This is a genomic window from Arthrobacter sp. SW1, assembly GCF_001766675.1.
In the GTDB taxonomy this organism is placed as follows: Bacteria; Actinomycetota; Actinomycetes; order Actinomycetales; family Micrococcaceae; genus Arthrobacter.
The window spans coordinates 190061-207416 of sequence record NZ_MJLT01000045.1; the positions used below are offsets into that span (position 1 = coordinate 190061).

At 67.3% G+C, this 17356-nt stretch carries 15 protein-coding genes; 10 read left to right on the top strand and 5 right to left on the bottom strand.

Annotated features, from left to right (window positions below):
* The first annotated feature begins 16 nt into the window (after window positions 1–16).
* The 7 genes from BIU82_RS14285 (at window position 17) to proC (ending at window position 8900) form a co-directional block, all read left to right on the top strand.
* Window positions 17–1717: a methyltransferase gene (locus tag BIU82_RS14285; RefSeq protein WP_070350113.1), complete on the top strand. Its 1701-nt coding sequence runs from the start codon at window positions 17–19 to the stop codon at window positions 1715–1717.
* Between the two features lie 22 nt (window positions 1718–1739).
* Window positions 1740–2384 carry a winged helix-turn-helix domain-containing protein gene (locus BIU82_RS14290; RefSeq protein ID WP_070350114.1) on the top strand — a complete coding sequence of 215 codons (645 nt, stop codon included), beginning with the start codon at window positions 1740–1742 and terminating at the stop codon, window positions 2382–2384.
* Between the two features lie 82 nt (window positions 2385–2466).
* On the top strand, window positions 2467–5190 hold the full coding sequence (gene topA, locus BIU82_RS14295) for a type I DNA topoisomerase (protein ID WP_070350115.1): 2724 nt from the start codon (window positions 2467–2469) through the stop codon (window positions 5188–5190).
* A 191-nt stretch (window positions 5191–5381) separates the two neighbouring features.
* Entirely contained in the window at window positions 5382–5795 is a 414-nt protein-coding gene (locus tag BIU82_RS14300) for an SseB family protein (RefSeq protein WP_070350116.1), read from the top strand.
* Between the two features lie 91 nt (window positions 5796–5886).
* Window positions 5887–6939, top strand: coding sequence for a Ppx/GppA phosphatase family protein (locus BIU82_RS14305; RefSeq protein WP_083292362.1), 1053 nt, complete (start codon window positions 5887–5889; stop codon window positions 6937–6939).
* A 1-nt stretch (window position 6940) separates the two neighbouring features.
* Complete coding sequence (locus BIU82_RS14310; RefSeq protein ID WP_070350117.1) at window positions 6941–7795, top strand: sugar phosphate isomerase/epimerase; 855 nt, start codon at window positions 6941–6943, stop codon at window positions 7793–7795.
* A 277-nt stretch (window positions 7796–8072) separates the two neighbouring features.
* The gene (gene proC / locus BIU82_RS14315; protein WP_070350118.1) at window positions 8073–8900 is read left to right on the top strand and encodes a pyrroline-5-carboxylate reductase; all 828 of its coding nucleotides are present in this window, start codon (window positions 8073–8075) and stop codon (window positions 8898–8900) included.
* Window positions 8901–9052: 152 nt separating this feature from the next.
* On the opposite strand, the gene BIU82_RS14320 is transcribed toward proC, so the two are convergent.
* Window positions 9053–9739: a TrkA family potassium uptake protein gene (locus tag BIU82_RS14320; protein WP_070350119.1), complete on the bottom strand. Its 687-nt coding sequence runs from the start codon at window positions 9737–9739 to the stop codon at window positions 9053–9055.
* Window positions 9732–11165 (bottom strand): potassium transporter TrkG, encoded by a 1434-nt coding sequence (locus BIU82_RS14325; protein ID WP_070350120.1) that lies wholly within the window; start codon window positions 11163–11165, stop codon window positions 9732–9734. Before BIU82_RS14325 ends, BIU82_RS14320 begins: the two co-directional genes overlap by 8 nt.
* 109 nt (window positions 11166–11274) lie before the next feature.
* Between BIU82_RS14325 and BIU82_RS14330 the strand changes: the two genes are divergently transcribed.
* Both BIU82_RS14330 and solA read left to right on the top strand, forming a co-directional pair.
* On the top strand, window positions 11275–12486 hold the full coding sequence (locus BIU82_RS14330) for an acetoin utilization protein AcuC (RefSeq protein ID WP_070350121.1): 1212 nt from the start codon (window positions 11275–11277) through the stop codon (window positions 12484–12486).
* A gap of 45 nt (window positions 12487–12531) precedes the next feature.
* Entirely contained in the window at window positions 12532–13716 is a 1185-nt protein-coding gene (gene solA, locus BIU82_RS14335) for an N-methyl-L-tryptophan oxidase (RefSeq protein ID WP_070350122.1), read from the top strand.
* 53 nt (window positions 13717–13769) lie between these two features.
* On the opposite strand, the gene BIU82_RS14340 is transcribed toward solA, so the two are convergent.
* On the bottom strand, window positions 13770–14243 hold the full coding sequence (locus BIU82_RS14340) for a hypothetical protein (protein WP_070350419.1): 474 nt from the start codon (window positions 14241–14243) through the stop codon (window positions 13770–13772).
* Window positions 14244–14418: 175 nt separating this feature from the next.
* Between BIU82_RS14340 and BIU82_RS14345 the strand changes: the two genes are divergently transcribed.
* Window positions 14419–14967, top strand: coding sequence for a metalloregulator ArsR/SmtB family transcription factor (locus BIU82_RS14345; protein WP_070350123.1), 549 nt, complete (start codon window positions 14419–14421; stop codon window positions 14965–14967).
* 163 nt (window positions 14968–15130) lie between these two features.
* Here BIU82_RS14345 and BIU82_RS14350 read toward each other — a convergent pair whose 3' ends face one another.
* Window positions 15131–15589, bottom strand: a complete 459-nt coding sequence (locus BIU82_RS14350) for a ribose-5-phosphate isomerase (protein ID WP_070350124.1) — start codon at window positions 15587–15589, stop codon at window positions 15131–15133.
* 10 nt (window positions 15590–15599) lie between these two features.
* Window positions 15600–17330, bottom strand: a complete 1731-nt coding sequence (locus BIU82_RS14355) for a dihydroxyacetone kinase family protein (RefSeq protein WP_070350125.1) — start codon at window positions 17328–17330, stop codon at window positions 15600–15602.
* Between the last annotated feature and the right edge of the window lie 26 nt (window positions 17331–17356).

Genomic DNA, 17356 nt, shown 5'->3' on the forward strand with positions numbered 1-17356 from the left:
CCCTAGACTTTCAAGGGTGACCCACTCAGTAACGCACTTCACCTCCGGCAACACTCCTGACGCACCCCGGAGCGACCTTCCGGACTTGCTCACCGCGCTTGCCGGGGACTTGCGTGCCGTGGACTTCACCCTGGACGGCGTGGGCGGGCTCCTTGGAACCGCTGCCCACGACGCCCTGGGCCGGGACCAGCTCGTCCCGGCGCTGCTCGCCACCGAGCCGGCAGCGCTGGAAGGCAAACCGGAGAACGCTGCTGCGCTCGCTGTCGTCGTGCGCCTTTGGCTGCTGGCTGTTCCGCAAGCCGCCTCCGACGTCGACGCCGCCTTGCCGGGGACGGGTACCGCCGGGCTGCTGCGGCTTGGCCTCGTGGAAGTGGATGAGCACGGTGCGGTCACTGCCAAGGTGGACCTGCGCCCCTACGGCTGGGAGGCCGGGGAGGGACGCTCCATCGAACTGTGGGTCGCCAGTGACCTTGCGGCCCATCAGCGCCCCGGGGTCCTCCGGCACGATCATGTGCTGGGCATCGGGCAGGCCTCCACCACCCTGGTCCAGAGCACCATCCGCCGGCCCGCGGCACGTGCGCTGGACCTTGGCACGGGGTGCGGCATCCAGACCTTCCACCTCCTGGCCCACTGCGGCCACGTCACGGCCACGGACATTTCGGAACGTGCGCTGGCGTTCACGCGCTTCAACCTGCTCCTGAACGCCGCTGCCCTGGACGTGGATCCGGCTGATCCCGAGGCCCGGGTCAGCCTGCGCCTTGGCTCGCTCCTGGACCCTGTCGCGGGGGAGAGGTTTGACCTTGTGGTGTCCAACCCTCCGTTCGTGATCACCCCGCGGAGCAGTGGCGAGGACGCTTCCGAACAGTTCACCTATCGCGACGGCGGCCTGCCGGGGGACCAGATCGTGTCCCGCCTGGTGCGGGCGCTCCCGGAGGTCCTGGTGCCGGGCGGCACGGCGCAGATGCTCGGCAACTGGGAAATCACCAGCGGTGCCGGCTGGAGCGAACGCCCCGAATCGTGGTTGGACGGGGCGGACACCGAAGCCTGGTTCATCCAGCGCGAGCAGGTGAGCCCCGAGGTGTATGCGGAAACCTGGCTGCAGGACGCGTCCGAAGGCCGGGACAAGGAGCTGTACCGCGAAAGCTATGCGGCCTACCTGGCGGACTTTGCCTCACGGAACGTGGCGGCCATCGGCTTCGGGATGATCTGGCTGCGCCGCCCCGCCGGAACCGGCGCCATAACAGCCGGGACTGGCGCCGCCGCGAGCCCCCGCCGCTTCGAGGAAATCACCTACCCCATCGAACAGCCCGTCGGTCCCCACCTCGCGGCCGCGGTCGGACGGTCGGACTGGCTGTCCGGGCAGGCCCTGGAAGACGCACATCTGGTGGTCGCCGAAGACGTCACCGAGGAGCGCCACCAGCGCCCCGGCGCCGAACATCCCGGCGTCATCCTCCTGCGCCAGGGCGCAGGCCTCCGCAGGACCAACCTGTTGAGCACCGAGCTCGCGGGCTTCGTGTCGGCGTGCGACGGCGAGCTCTCAGTCCGCCAGCTCATCGGTGCCCTCACCGCGCTGTTGGGCGGCGGCGAGGACTTCGACGAGGAGGCGTTCCGCTCCGGCCTGCTTTCCGAGGTGGGCAACCTGGTCCGGGACGGCTTCCTGCTGCCGGCAGATACGGACGGCACCGAAGCGCCCGCGGCATCTGCGGGAGAGGACTGAGCGCGGCGGATACACTGTTCCGGTGAATGCAGAGAACGGGACCAATGCTGAACAGGTCTCCACCAAACGCCGGCGGCGGCCGGAGAAGACGGTCGAAATCACCGACCCGAAGGCGATCCGTGCCCTGGCGCACGCAGCCCGGCTCGAAGTGATTTCCGAGTTGTACGAATCCCAGCTCAGCCGCACAGCAACGGAGCTCGCGGCCCAGACCGGTCTCACCCCGAGCGCCATGAGCTACCACCTTCGTGCCTTGCAGAAGTGGGGCATTGTTGTCCCCGCGGAAACCACGGGCGACGCCCGGGAGCGCCGCTGGAAGGCGGCAGGAACGGACTTCAACATCGTCTCGGGCAGCAGCGTCGCAAGCCCGGAACTCGCCGTCGTCGACCTTGAACTGGACGTCTTCCGCCGCAGGGCCCTGGCGTATTCCCGCGCGAGGAATGAACTGCGGGCGCGGGGAGAGGCCTCGAACCCTTCGGCGGCCATGATCCTGGCCAGCAAACTGCTCTACCTCACCATGGAGCAGCGCGTGGAGCTCAACAAACGGATCGACGACGTACTGAAGGACTACGAGCTCGAGGATCCCTCCAGCATTCCGGCCGGTGCCGAGCGCATGGCTACCCTCTGGTCCCTCGTCCCCGACGACCGGAACCCGGGCCCGTCCGCCTAGCAGGGCATGATTCTGCAATTTGTGGTGAACTAGGCCAATATGGGCACCACAGCCCAAGCCATTCTTTTTCCGTAGGAGCACCGTGCCCAGCAAGGCAAAAACCGGCAAGAAACTCGTGATCGTGGAGTCTCCGGCCAAGAGCAAGACCATCGCCAAGTACCTTGGCGAGGGCTTTGTTGTCGAGGCCTCGATCGGCCACATCCGGGACCTTCCCCAGCCTTCGGACCTGCCTGCTGAATTGAAGAAGACCTCGGTGGGCAAGTTCGCCGTGGACATCGAGCACGACTTCAAGCCTTACTACGTGGTGTCTCCGGACAAGAAGAAGAAGGTCGCCGAGCTCAAGGCCCAGCTGAAAGACGCTGACGCGCTCTACCTCGCAACCGATGGGGACCGCGAGGGCGAAGCCATCGCGTGGCACCTGCTGGAAGTGCTCAAGCCCAAGGTCCCGGTCTACCGCATGACCTTCGGCGAAATCACCAAGGAAGCCATCCACCGCGCCATGGACAACCTGCGCGACGTGGACAACGCCCTGGTGGACGCCCAGGAAACCCGCCGCATCCTGGACCGCCTCTACGGCTACGAAATCTCCCCCGTGCTCTGGCGCAAGGTGGCCCGCGGCCTGTCCGCCGGCCGCGTGCAGTCCGTCGTGACCCGCATGGTGGTGGACCGCGAACGCGAACGCATGGCGTTCAAGGCGGCCTCCTACTGGGACCTCACCGGTCAGTTCGGTGCGGACAGCGGTTCCTTCAAGGCGAAGCTCGCCGCCGTGGATGGCGCCAAGGTGGCCAGCGGCCGTGACTTCAACGACGACGGCGTCCTCACCGCCCGCAATGCGGTGCACCTTGATGAGCAGCTCGCCGCGTCCCTGGCGGCAGGGCTGGAGAACGCGGACTTCCGCGTCCGCTCCGTCGACACCAAGCCGTACACGCGCCGCCCGGCCGCACCGTTCACCACGTCCACCCTGCAGCAGGAAGCCGGCCGCAAACTGCGCTTCTCTTCGAAGAGCACCATGCAGATCGCCCAGCGCCTGTATGAAAACGGCTACATCACCTATATGCGTACCGACTCGTCCGCGCTGAGCGACGAAGCCGTCACCGCGGCACGCCGCCAGGCCTCCGAGCTGTACGGCCCCGAATACGTTCCGCAGGGCGCCCGCGTCTACGCCAACAAGGCCGCGAACGCCCAGGAAGCACACGAAGCCATCCGTCCCGCCGGTGACTCCTTCCGCACCCCGGCCCAGGTGGCCGGGCAGCTCAGCGGCGACGAGTTCCGCCTGTACGAGCTGATCTGGAAGCGCACCGTCGCTTCCCAGATGGCCGACGCCAAGGGCTCCACCGCCACCATCCGCCTCGGGGCCGTTTCCGCTGACGGGCGCGACGCCGAATTCTCGGCGTCCGGTACCGTGATCACCTTCCCGGGCTTCCTCGCCGCCTACGAAGAAGGCAAGGACGAAAGCCGCGGCGACGACGACTCGGACGAAGGCCGCCGGCTGCCGAACGTCGCGCAAGGCGACGCCCTCAAGGCCTCGGACATTGTCGCCGTCGGGCACGAAACGTCCCCGCCGCCGCGGTACACGGAAGCCTCGCTGACCGCAGAACTGGAAAAGCGCGGCATCGGCCGTCCGTCCACCTACGCGTCCACGATTTCCACCATCCAGGACCGCGGCTACGTCCGGAAGCAGGGCTCCGCGCTCGTTCCCAGCTGGATTGCTTTCTCGGTGATCCGCCTGCTCGAACGCCATTTCACGGACTACGTGGACTACGAGTTCACCGCGGACATGGAAAGCGACCTCGACAAGATCGCCAACGGCCAGGAAGCCGGCGCCGCGTGGCTCAAGCACTTCTACTACGGCGAAGACAGCGATCCCGGCCTGCTGAGCATCGTGAACAACCTCGGCGAAATCGACGCACGGGAGATCAACTCCGTGCCGATCGCCGAGGGCATCACGCTGCGTGTGGGCAAGTTCGGTCCGTACCTGGAAAGCACCGTGCCCACGGTGGATGCCAAGACCGGCGAAATCGTGGAATCGGCCCGGGCCAACGTTCCCGAGGACCTCGCCCCGGACGAGCTCACTCCGGAAAAGGCCGTGGAGCTCATGGAGACCTCCGCGCCGGAGGAACGCGTGCTCGGCACCGACCCGCACACCGGCCACACCGTGGTCGCCAAGAACGGCCGCTACGGCGCCTACGTCACCGAGATCATTCCGGAAATGACGGAGGAACAGCTGGCCGCGCTGCCCGTGGAGTACTACAAGAACGGCAAGCCGAAGCCGCCGAAGAAGCCCGTCAAGGCCAAGCCGCGCACCGGCTCCCTGTTCAAGTCCATGACCGTGGAAAGCGTCACCCTGGACGAGGCACTGGCCTTGATGAGCCTGCCCCGTGTCCTGGGCGAGGACGCTGAGGGCACCCCGATCACGGTGCAGAACGGCCGTTTTGGCCCGTACCTGAAGAAGGGCACGGACTCGCGCTCCATCGGCAGCGAAGAGGAGATCTTCACGATCACCCTGGAGCAGGCGCTGGAGATCTACTCGCAGCCCAAGCAGCGCGGCGCCCGTGCCGCCGTTCCGCCGCTGGCCGAGTTCGGCCCGGACCCGGTGTCGGAGAAGAACATCGTGGTGAAGGAAGGCCGCTTCGGCCCGTACATCACCGACGGCGTCACCAACATCACCGTGCCGCGCGCCACCCCGCTTGAGGAATTGACCCGTGAAAAGGCCATCGAGCTCCTCGCCGAGAAGCGCGCAAAAGGCCCCGTCAAGCGCACCACCACGCGCAAGGCGCCGGCGAAGAAGGCCGCAGCCAAGAAGTAGGGACGTCCGGCGGTTGAGCCCGTCGAAACCGTCGAAACCGATCTCGACAGGCTCGATCATCGGCCGTTCCGGTGGTTGAGCTTGTCGAAACCGTCGAAACCCTCGAAACCGTCGAAACTGATCTCGACAGGCTCGATCACTTCCGGTGGTTGAGCTTGTCGAAATCCACTGCAACGTGATCGGCTAGGTACATGACTGAACAGCCGGAAGCCACTGACCACAGCCCCCTGAACGAGCTCGAGGAGAACCTCGCGAAGGCCGGGCAGCCGGACGCCAACCCGGTTGACGTCATCCTGTCCTTCCTCAACAACGAGGTTTACATCCTCAGCACCGAGGCCTTGGATTCCCCGGACGCCTCCGTGGAGCCCCTCATCCTGTCCAATGTGGACGGGCAGCCCGTGCTCGCAGTGTTCAGCCACCCCAGCCGCGTGGACGCCCACTTCCTGGAAGCCGCACCGAACGTCCTGGCAACCCATGGTTCGTCCATCCTGGACAGCATCGGCACCGAGATCGGCCTGGTCATCAACCCCGGCAGCGAGCACGGCTTCGAAATGGGCCCCGAAGGCATCGCCAACGTCCGCCGCGACTTCAAGCGCGCCGAATAGCCAAGGCGCCGAATAGCCGGCGTGCGCCGAACAGCGCTCCAGACGTCGTCGCACTTGCTTCACACGCTTCCAAACGGGGAATAATGTCAGCATGCGTCTTGGCGTCCTAGACATCGGTTCGAACACCGTCCATTTGCTTCTGGTGGATGCCCATCCGGGCGCACGGCCCGTGGCGTTCGCGTCACACAAGCGGCCCCTGTCCTTGGTCCAGTTCCTGGATCCCGAAGGGAACATCAACGAGGCGGGCCAGCACGAGCTGATCGAATTCGTCCTGGAAGCCTGGGAGTTCGCGGCCAAGCACAAGGCCGAGGACCTGCTGGCGTTCTGTACCTCGGCCATCCGGGAGGCCACCAACGGCCCCGAGGTCCTGGCCCGGGTCAAGCACGAAACCACCGTGACCCTGCAGGAACTCACCGGCGATGAAGAAGCCTCCATGACCTTCTTCGCCGTCCGCCGCTGGTACGGCTGGGGTGCCGGGCCCATCCTGGACCTTGACATCGGCGGCGGCTCCTTCGAGATGGCGTACGGGCAGGACGAGCTCCCCGAGCTGGCCATGTCCGTACCACTCGGCGCCAGCCGGCTCACCCGCGACTGGCTGCATGATGACCCGCCCACGGCCAAGAGCATCAAGGAACTGCGCCGCTACATCCGCTCCACCCTGAAGCCGGTGGTGAAGGAATTCAAGGAGCTGGGCCGGGCCAACCTGGTGGCCGGAACGTCCAAGACTTTCCGTTCGCTCGCCCGGATCGCCGGTGCCGCGCCCAGTGCCGCTGGGCCGTACGTCAAGCGCGAACTGCACGCCACGGACCTTGGCTTGTGGTCCCAGCGCATCTCCGCGATGACGGTGGCGGACCGGCTCTACCTTCCGGGAGTCTCCGAAGCCCGCGCACGCCAGATCCTCGCCGGTGCCCTGGTGGCGGAGGCCGCGCTGGAGCTCTTCGAGTTCCCCAGCATGGAGATCTGCCCCTGGGCCCTGCGCGAAGGCCTGATCCTGCGCCGCCTCGACCAGCTGGTCTTCGACGGGCCCCTGAAGCCGGCGCCCCATGTGGGAGCCGCGTCAGTGTCGAAGAAAAAGAAGAAAGCGGACGACGGCGTCCCGGCCGTTCCGGTCCCGGTCGCCGTGGCAGGCGGGCAGGCCGGCTGACATGGGCGACGGCGTCGGGCAGTTCAGCGGACAGGATCAGCACAGCAGCGAGCGGAAGATCCCGGTGGCGCTCTCGAGCGCCTCGGTTTACCCGCTCAGCGTCCACGACGCCTTCGCTGTGGCGAAGGACCTTGGCTTCGACGGCGTCGAGGTCATGGTCACCAACAACGCCACCAGCCAGGACGCCGCCGCGCTGGAACAACTCAGCCAGCGCTATGAGCAGCCCATCGTCTCCATCCACGCACCCACGCTCCTGCTGACCCAGCAGGTGTGGGGCCCGCCATGGAACAAGATCGAGCAGTCCTGCCGGATGGCCCGCCAGCTGGGGTGCAACACCGTGGTGGCCCATCCGCCATTCCGCTGGCAGTCCAACTACGCGGAGAACTTCGCCGCCGGCGTACGGGAGATCGCGGCGCTCTATCAGGTGCATATCGCCGTCGAGAACATGTACCCGTGGCGCGTCCGCGGCCGGGAGGCGCTGGCGTACCTGCCGCACTGGGACCCCGTGGGGCAGGATTACGACGACGTCACCTGGGACTTCTCGCACGCCGCCACCGCGGGGGTCAACAGCCTCGAGGCCGTCCGGGCGCTGGGAAGCAAGCTGCGGCACGTGCACCTGACGGACGGTTCCGGCTCCGGCAAGGACGAACACCTCATTCCGGGCCGCGGTACGCAACAATGCGCGGAGGTGCTGCAATATCTGGCCGGCAACGGCTTCAGCGGAAGCATCGTCGCGGAGATCTCAACCCGCAGGGCCAAAGCCGCAGGGGAACGCGAAGAGTGGCTGGCAGAGACGCTTCAATTTGCCCGGCAACACCTTGGCGCCGCGCCGCTCGTGGACGCCTACGAGCGCTGACGCGCGGGATTCGCTGACGGGGCGGCTTAAACGAGAAAGCGCCGGCGGCTGATCGGGAAAAATGGGGGGAAACCCGTTCAGCCACCGGCGCTTTTCGGCGGACATCCCCATGCCCGCCTCATCACTCGCACCCTCAATGAGGTAACTACTAAGTTACGGATCAACCTTTGGCGCAAGCTGCAATAACCTTGGGAGTTTGCTGGGAATCCTGTCCCCGCCTAACGCTGCCCGCCAAGACGGCGCCGTCACAAAATCGGTGAACTGGCATGATGGAGCCATGACTCGAATCGCATTCCTTGGCTGTGGATCCATGAACGAGGCCATCCTGGGCGGCCTGCTCGGCGCCGGGACGGACCCCTCCGATGTCGTCGCCACCGTGCGCCGTGCAGAACGCGCCGACGAACTGGCCCACCGCCACGGAATCATGGCGATTGCCGGTGCCGAGGACCCGGACAACAACAAGCTCGCCGCCAAGGGAGCCGATGTGGCCATCCTGGGCGTCAAGCCGGTGGGCATCACGGAGCTCGCCCGCGAAATTTCCCCCGTCCTGGCCCCGCAGACGATCGTGGTCAGCGTGGCCGCGGCCGTGTCTATCGCCCAGCTGGAAGCCGCGCTTCCCGCGCGCCAGCCGGTGGTGCGCACCATGCCGAACACTCCCGCGAAGCTTGGCCGCGGCGTGATTTCCGTGTCCGCCGGGACGAACTGCAGCCCCGAACAGCTGCAGCAGGTCAAGGAGCTCCTCGAAGCCGCCGGCACCGTGGTGGAGATCCCGGAGGAACAGGTCGATGCCCTCTCCGCGATCAGCGGCTCCGGCCCGGCCTACGCTTTCTACCTCGCCGAGGCCATGGCGGCCGCCGGCGTCGAACTGGGCCTGGACCCGGAACTGTCGCTCCGGATTTCCCGCGAAACGGTGGCCGGTGCGGGGTACATGCTGGCCGAGCCGGGCGCTGATCCCACCGCGCTCCGCGTGGCCGTGACAAGCCCCAACGGCACCACCGAGCGCGCCATCGCGGCGTTCAACGACGGCGGGATCCCGGCAATCATCGCCGACGGCGCCCGTGCCGCGGCCGCCCGCGCCGCGGAAATCACCAAGCAGCTGGGCTGATCACCGCCGGTGGTTGAGCCTGTCTCCGGTGGTTGAGCTTGCCTCCAGTGGTTGAGCTTGCCTCCGGTGGTTGAGCTTGTCGAAACCCACCGGTTTCGACAAGCTCGGTTTCGACAGGCTCAACCACCGGCCGTGACGGGCTCAACCACGCGTTACGGCCGTGCGGCGAAGCGCTCCAGCAGGTCCACGTGCCCGGACACGATCAGCATGTCCCGGCCGGAGACCTTGGTGTCCGCCTGGGCGTAGGTGAAGTCTTCGCCGGGGGATTTCACGCCCACCACCGTGACGCCGTACTTGGAACGCACCTTGGATTCCTGCAGGGTGAAGCCCACGGTTTCCTTGGGCGGGTACATCTTCACGATGGCGAAGTCGTCATCGAATTCGATGAAGTCCAGCAGCCGGCCTGAGACGAGGTGCGCGGCACGGACACCGGCGTCGGCCTCGGGGTAGATGACGTGGTTGGCGCCGATGCGGGTGAGGATCTTGCCGTGCGAGGGCGTGATGGCCTTGACCCAAAGGTGTTCGATGCCCAGGTCCACGAGGTTCACGGTGATGAGCACCGAGGACTCGATCGAGGTACCCACGCCCACCACGGCGGAGCTGAATTCCTGGGCGCCCAGCTGGCGGAGGGCATCGATGTTGGTGGCGTCGGCCTCCACCACGTGGGTGAGGACCGGAGCCCATTTCTGCACCAGCGTGCGGTCGCGTTCGATCGCCAGGACCTCGCGGCCCTGCTTGACCAGTTGCTCCGCGGTGGCGGAGCCGAAGCGGCCCAGGCCGATGACCAGCACGGGAGCATTGTGCGCCGGACGGTTGGGGGCGCCTGAGGTGTTAGCCAATGATCGGCCTTTCTTCCGGGTAGTGGTACAGCTGGCTGCGCTGGCGGAGGGCCAGTGCGGCGGCGAGGGTCACGGTGCCCACGCGGCCCATGAACATGAGCGCGGTGAGGACGTAGACGCCCGACGGCGGCAACTCGGCACTGAGGTTCGTGCTGAGGCCCACCGTGGCGAAGGCGGAGATGGTTTCGAAGAGCACCCGGTCCAGGGTGGCGCCGCTGATCTGCAGGAGCAGGAAGGACGAAACCGAAACCAGCGTGGCGCCGGCGACGATCACCGAGATGGCCACCCGCATGGTGCCCTGCGGGATGGTGCGTCCGTAGACCTTCACGTCGGCGTCGCCGCGGGCTTCGGCCACGATGGCGAGGAACATGACGGCGATGGTGGTCACCTTGATGCCGCCCGCCGTCGATGCCGAGCCGCCGCCGGCGAACATGAGGGCGTCGGTGAGGAGCATGGTGGTGGATTCCATGTGGTTCTGGTCCACCAGGTTGAAGCCGCCGGAGCGGGTCATGACGGAGGCGAAGAGCGAGTGGATGATCTTGTCGCTGAGGCTCATGTGGGCGATGGTGCGGGCGTTGTCCCATTCCATCAGGGCCCAGAGGAAGGTGCCGGCGAACAGCAGGATGAACGAAACCTGGATGGTCAGCTTGGTGTGCAGGTTCCACTTTTTCCAGTTGAGCCCGTTCTGCTGCAGCACCATCACCACAGGGAAGCCCAGGCTGCCCAGGAAGACGCCAAGCATCAGCGGGACGAGGATCCACAGATCAGTCTCATAGGGAACGATCCCGTCCGAATGCGGTGTGAAACCGGCATTGTTGAAGGCTGAAATCGAGTAGAAGACGCCATGCCAGACCGATTCCCAGAAGCCTTCGCCCAGGACCATGAACCGCGGAATCAGGGCCAGTGCGAGGACCGCCTCGATCACCACCGAGGTGGTGATGACGATCCGCAGCAGGGTACCCACTTCGCCGAGGCGGCCGGCGTTGTTCATGGCTTCCTGGGCAATCAGCTTGCCGCGCACGCCCAGCCGCTTGCTGACGGCCAGCGCCAGCAGGGACGCAAGGGTCAGGGTTCCCAAGCCGCCTACGAAGATGCCCACCAGGATCACCAGCTGGCCGAAGAAGGTCCAGTGCGTCGCCGTCGACACCACGGTGAGGCCGGTGACGCACACTGCCGAGGCCGCCGTGAACATCGCCTCGTGCAGGGGAGTCACCACGCCTTCGGCCGAGGCAGCGGGGAGCGACAGCAATCCGGTGAAGAGCAGAATCACCAAGGAGAATGCCGTCAGCGCCAGGCGCGCGGGCGAAGTGTTGGCGATGTTGTCGATGAAGTCCCGGAGGCCGGTAAAGATCCACAGGCCTTCCCGCTCAGGCTGGTCAGGGTGCCAGCTGGCCGGTCGCTGGGGCCTCGACTGGCTCTGGGTCATGGCGGTGCTTTTCGCTTCTTGTCGGACGGATCTGTCCTGAGTAGTAAACCACTAATCGTATTGCGGGGCCCTGCAAAGCGGCCCGCCCGCCTCCGGTAGCCTGTCTGTGATGACTTCCTGGCCCGGCCTCCGTCCGTCCGCGCTGCCGACGACGGTGGCGTGGGACCCAGCCATGGCCGCCTATGACTTCGGGCCGGGGCACCCCATGGCTCCGCAGCGCCTCGAACTGACGGCCCGGCTGGCGGGCGCCCTCGGGCTGTTCGAACTCCCGCACGTCTCGCTGGAGGCACCCGCGGTGGCGTCCGACGTCGAACTCCAGAGCGTGCACAGCGCAGACTATATTGCCGCGGTCCGCCGCGCGGGGGAGGACCCGTCGACGTCGGACCCTGAGCATGGGCTGGGGACAGACGACGATCCGGCATTCGCCGGAATGCACGAGGCCAGCGCCCGGCTGGCCGGCGCCTCCCTGCTGTGCGCCGAAGCGGTGCTCTCGGAACAGGCCGTGCGTGCGGTCAATTTCGGCGGCGGCCTGCACCACGCTTCCCGGGAGCGCGCCAGCGGCTTCTGCATCTACAACGACGCCGCCCTGGCCATACAGCGGCTGCTCGACGGCGGCGTCGCGAAAGTCGCGTACATCGACGTGGACGCCCACCACGGCGACGGCACCCAGAGCATTTTCTGGAACGACCCGCGGGTCCTGACCATTTCACTGCACGAATCCGGGCTGACCCTGTTCCCCGGCACCGGCTTCGCCAACGAGACCGGAGGGCCGGCCGCCGTCGGGGCCGCCGTCAACGTCGCGCTGCCCGCGCACACGCGCGACGCCGGCTGGTTGCGCGCGTTCCACGCGGTGGTTCCGCAACTGGTGGGGGCGTTCGGGCCCGAGGTGATCGTCAGCCAGCACGGCTGCGATTCGCACGCCAACGATCCGCTGACGAACCTCAACCTCAGCGTGGACGGCCAGCGCGAGGCCGCCACCGCCGTCGCCGGTCTGGCCTCGCGGTACTGCGGCAACCGCTGGATCGCCACGGGCGGAGGCGGCTACGACATCACGGGCGTGGTGCCGCGGAGCTGGTCGCACCTGATCGGGATCGTGGCGCAGAACCCGGTGCCGCTCACCGCGCGCGTGCCGGAGGACTGGCTGGAGTACGTGCGGGAGAAGTTCGGCGTGCACGCGCCGGAACGGATGGGCGACGACGTGGACACCTGGTGGCGCTCCTGGGAGGTCGGCTACGACCCCGCGGACGCCGTGGACCGCAGCATCATCGCCACCCGCAAGGAGATCTTCCCGCTGTACGGCCTTGATCCTTGGTTTGACTGAGGGCCGGGGTTTGACTGGGACGCGCCGCACGATGAAGGAGAACGCATGAGCAAGGGCTATTCGCACATTGTGATCGGCGCCGGGGCCATCGGCTCGGCCACCGCCTACTGGCTGGCCGCGCGGGGTGCGGAGAAGGTGCTGGTCCTGGAGCAGTTCGAGCTGGTGAACCTGCTGGGCTCCTCCGGGGACCATTCCAGGATCATCCGGCACGCCTACCACAGCACCGACTACACCCGGCTGACCCGGGCCATGTTCCAGGCCTGGGACGAGGTCGAAGCGAAGTCCGGCCTGAAACTCGTGCACAAGACCGGCGGCCTGGACCTGGCTCCGGCTGGCGGCATCGGGGACACCGAGATCGCCGGGTACCGCACCGCGCTGGACGCCGTCGACATCCCGTACGAGATGCTCGACGCCGGGCAGATCCGTGAGCGCTTCCCGCAGTGGCGCATCGCGGACGATGTGATCGGCATGTGGCAGGAGGACGGCGGCCTGCTGGACATCCGCCGTTCCGTCTCGGCGCACACCTCGCTGGCTCTCGCCGACGGCGTGGAATTCCTGCCGCACACCCGGGCCGAGGGCATCACCCTGCGGGACTCCGGCGTGTCCGTCACCACTTCCGCGGGAACGTTCGACGCCGACAACCTGGTGGTCTGCGCCGCGTCCTGGCTGGAGGAACTCATGCCGGACCTCGGCCTGAACTTCCGCCTCACGCTCTCGCAGGAGCAGGTGAGCTACTTCGCCGGGAAGAAGCTGGCCGACTTCACGCCGGACAAGTTCCCCATCTGGATCTGGCACGACACCGAGGTGTTCTACGGCTTCCCCGTCTATGGCGAGGCCGGCGTCAAGCTCGCCCGCGACATGCGCATGCGCCCCATCACCAGCGCCACCCGCACCTTCAAAGGGGACGACGCCGAGGCTGACATCCTGCGCGACTTCCTGTCCCTGCGGCTCCCCGGCGCCGCGGGCCCCGCTTTGGCGAACAAGACCTGCGTGTACGACATGCCCGCGGACCGCAACTTCGTGCTGGACACCCTGCCGGGCCACAAGCACGTAGCTGTGTTCAACGGGGCCGGCCATGCCGGCAAGTTCAGCAGCCTGATCGGGCAGATCATGGCCGATCTGACCCTCGACGGCGCCACGCAGCATCCGATTGACGCGTTCAGCCTGCGCCGCCCTGCCATTACTGACCCGGACTTCGAGCCCGTCTTCCGGCTGATCCATTCCGTTTGAGTCCTGCTGTTTGATCCCCGGCTTCCCGACGGCGGCCGGGGCGGCGGACGCTCTCAGCCTGACTTCTCGGTTTGGAACACGACGCCCGCGGCGCCTACCAGCCAGCCGAGCAGGGACAGGGCAAAAGCCCCGATGAGGTCGGTGGACGCCGGCCCCTTGATGAGCCAGACGATCAGCACCAGCAGGCCCACCGCCATGTAGACCATGATCGCCGCGATGATCCTTCCGGACAGCCGTGCGGCGACCTCTGCCGGGAAGGGTCCGCCGGACTGCCCGGGCGCCTCGTCCTGCCCGCGTTTGACCTCGGCGATCGTGAACCCCAGAGCCGACGCCGTGAGCGAACCCAAGGAAGTCGCCATCACGCCCGCGGCTGTCACCAGCGCTCCGTTCAAGGCCGGAGCGGTGGCACCGCCCACGGGAACCCACGTGCCCACACGCAGGAGGACCGCGAGCCACACCGCGACAAACAAGATCAGGAACACCGCCGCGATGATGTTGAACATCTGCCGCCGGAAGAACTCAGCCATGGCCACGCACCCCGCCCCGTAGCGGCCGGCGCCCGGTGGCCGCCTGGGCCGTGAGTTCGTTGTACCACCGACGTTCCCACACCAAAAGGGGTGGACCCCGGCCCAGCGGACCCCGGTGCTCCGCCCGGTGAAATAGTTGATGCCTTTTGGCGTATATGTCGCTAGGGTGGGAGGCATGGTGACTGACGACGTATTTGCCGTCATTGCTGAGGCAACCCGGCGTGACATCCTGGTTTCCCTCCGCTCTGGGGACAAGGCTGTGGGGGAACTGGTCCAGGAGCTCGAAGCCAGCCAGCCCACCATTTCCAAGCATTTGAAGGTGCTCCGCGAGGCGGACCTGGTCAGCATGCGTGCCCAGGGCCAGAAGCGGTACTACGCCCTGAACCCCAAGCCGCTCGCCGGGATCGCGAGCTGGCTGGAAACCTTCGACGTCGGCACGGCCTCGGGCGCGGCGCCCGCCGCCCCTGCCGCCCAGCGTCGCAAGGGCCTCGCGAAGGCTGCCGCCCAGCCCGCCGCCGTCGCGGGTTCCGCTGCGCAGGGCGCCCGCCCGGCGGCCGCCGTACACGCAACCCAGCCGGCACAGGAAACCGGTGTTCCCGTACCGGCTGCGCTGGATGACACTGTGCCCCAGCAGATCGGCCGCACCGTGGGCCGCGCCGCGACGAAGGCCGCGGACCTGCTGTCCAAGCTGCCCGAGCTGCCCAAGTTCGGCCGGAAGAAGTAACTTCCGGGAGTCGGGCGGTGGTCGAGCCTGTCGAGACCTAGATTCTGGTGGTCGAGCTTGTCGAGACCTGGACTCTGGTGGTCGAGCTTGTCGAGACCTTGATCTCGACAGGCTCGATCACCGACAAGCTCGATCACCGGTTACTCGACCACCGGCTACTTGTTCAGCAGCCCTCGAAATCGCTGAGCACCCGGACCTTGTCGGCCGATGCCGAAGCCGGATCGAAGGCGTAGCCCACCCATTCCTTGGCCAGGCGGCGTGCCAGTTCGAGGCCTACCACGCGCTGGCCCATCGTCAGCACCTGGCAGTCGTTGGACAGGATCGAGCGCTCCACGGAGAACGAATCGTGTGCCGCGGTGGCGCGGATTCCGGGGACCTTGTTCGCGGCGATCGCCACCCCGATCCCGGTTCCGCAGAACAGGATGGCCCGGTCCGCGCGTCCGTCGCGGATCATTTCCCCGGCCGCGATGCCCACGTACGGATACGGCTTGCGGAAGTCCTCATCCGCCCGGTTGACTCCGATGTCGATCACCTCGGTGATCCTCGGATCGGCCTGGAGGTCGGCAAGGATGCGGTCCTTGTAATCGACGCCGGCTTCGTCGGCGCCCACGATGATGCGCAAGATGGTTCTCCTAAACGGTGGCGGGGACTGCGGTGAAATGGGGCCCGACGGCGGCAAACACCATCGCGAGCGAGGTGGCCCCTGGATCCGGCGTGCCGATGCTCTTTTCCGCGAGCGGACGGGCCCGGCCCTTGAGCGGGCGCAGCGCGGAGGTGGCAGCGGCGGCTTCCGCAGCGGCGTCGGCCGCGGACGCCCAGGCGTCCTGTACCGGCGTTCCGGAGCCGACAGATGCCGAGAAGGAGGAAACGAACGGCAGCAGCGCATCCACCATGGTCTTGTCGCCGATCTCCGCCTTGCCGAGGCCGGTGATCCGGTCCGCGAAGGCGCGTACCGCGCCGGACAGGACCTCCGCCGTCGGGGTTTCCTCATCGCCGAGCCGCTCGCCGAACGCGCGCAGTCCGGCGCCCCACAGCACGCCGGAGGTTCCGCCGGCCTTGTCGGCCCAGGCATCACCGCCCGCGGTCAGCAGCGAACCGGCTCCGGCGCCGGATGCGAGGGCCGAGCGGGCGGCCTCGAGCGCGGCGGAGGAGCCGCGGACCATGCCCCGGCCATGGTCGCCGTCGCCCGCGATCGCGTCCATGCCGCCCAGCATCGGCTCGGCGGAACGCAACAGGGCGGCGGCTTCCTCGAGGGCGGCAAGGCACTGGCCTGCGTAGGCACGCGAATCCTCGGTGGCGGAATAGCCCGTGGCAGCGGCAGCAACGGCGTCGGGACGTTCTTCCACGCCCGGAGCGGCGCTGAAGCCGGTCGAACCACGGCGGTATGCCGGGGTGAGGGCAGGCGCCGTCCAGAACTCTTCCAGTTCCTGGTCCAGCCAGGTCACCGTCAGCGAGACTCCGGCCATATCCAGGCTGGTCACCAGCTCGCCGACCTCGGGCATTACCAAGGTGTACCCGGCGTCGCGGAGCAGGGGAGCCACCGTGCGCCAGAGCACGAACAGTTCCTCATGCTTGGTGGAGCCCAGCCCGTTGAGGATCACAGCCAGGCGCCCGTCGTGCTCCGTGGGTGCCTCCTCCAGCACGCGCCGCACCAGTTCCGTGCCGAGCTCGACGGCGGTGGGCAGTTCCGTGTCGAACAGTCCGGGTTCGCCGTGGATCCCGAGGCCCAGGCCCATGTGGCCTTCGGGGAGCCGGAACAGCGGCCGGTCCGCTCCCGGGAAGGTGCACCCGCTGAACGCGGTGCCGATGGTGCGGGTACGGCTGTTGGCTTTGCGTCCCACCCGGACCACGGACGCCAGGTCCAGCCCGGCCTCCGCGGCTGCACCCATGACCTTGAAAACGGTGAAGTCACCGGCGATCCCGCGGCGTTTCTCGGCCTCGGAGCCGGGGGCGCTGGCGATGTCGTCGGTGACCAGGACGTTCTCGGCCTGGATTCCCTCGGAGGCAAGGCGCTCGCTCGCCATCCCGAAGTTCAGGACATCGCCGGCGTAGTTGCCGTATGTAAAGACCACTCCGGCCCCGGATTCGACAGCCTTGGCCACGGAGTAGGCCTGCTGCGCCGAAGGCGAGGTGAAGATATTTCCCACCACGGCACCGTCGGCAAAGCCCGGGCCGATGATGCCGGCGAAGGCCGGGTAGTGGCCGGAACCGCCACCGGTGATGACAGCGACCTTCGGCGCGGCCGGCCGGTGTCGGCGGATGGCGCCGCCTTCAACCTGGCGGACGAGGTCCGAGTGGGCATCGCAAAAACCGGCGAGGGCTTCATCGGCGAAGTCGGCGGGATCGTTGAAGATTCTGGTCATGGCGGGTCCTGGTTCTCGGGAGAGCG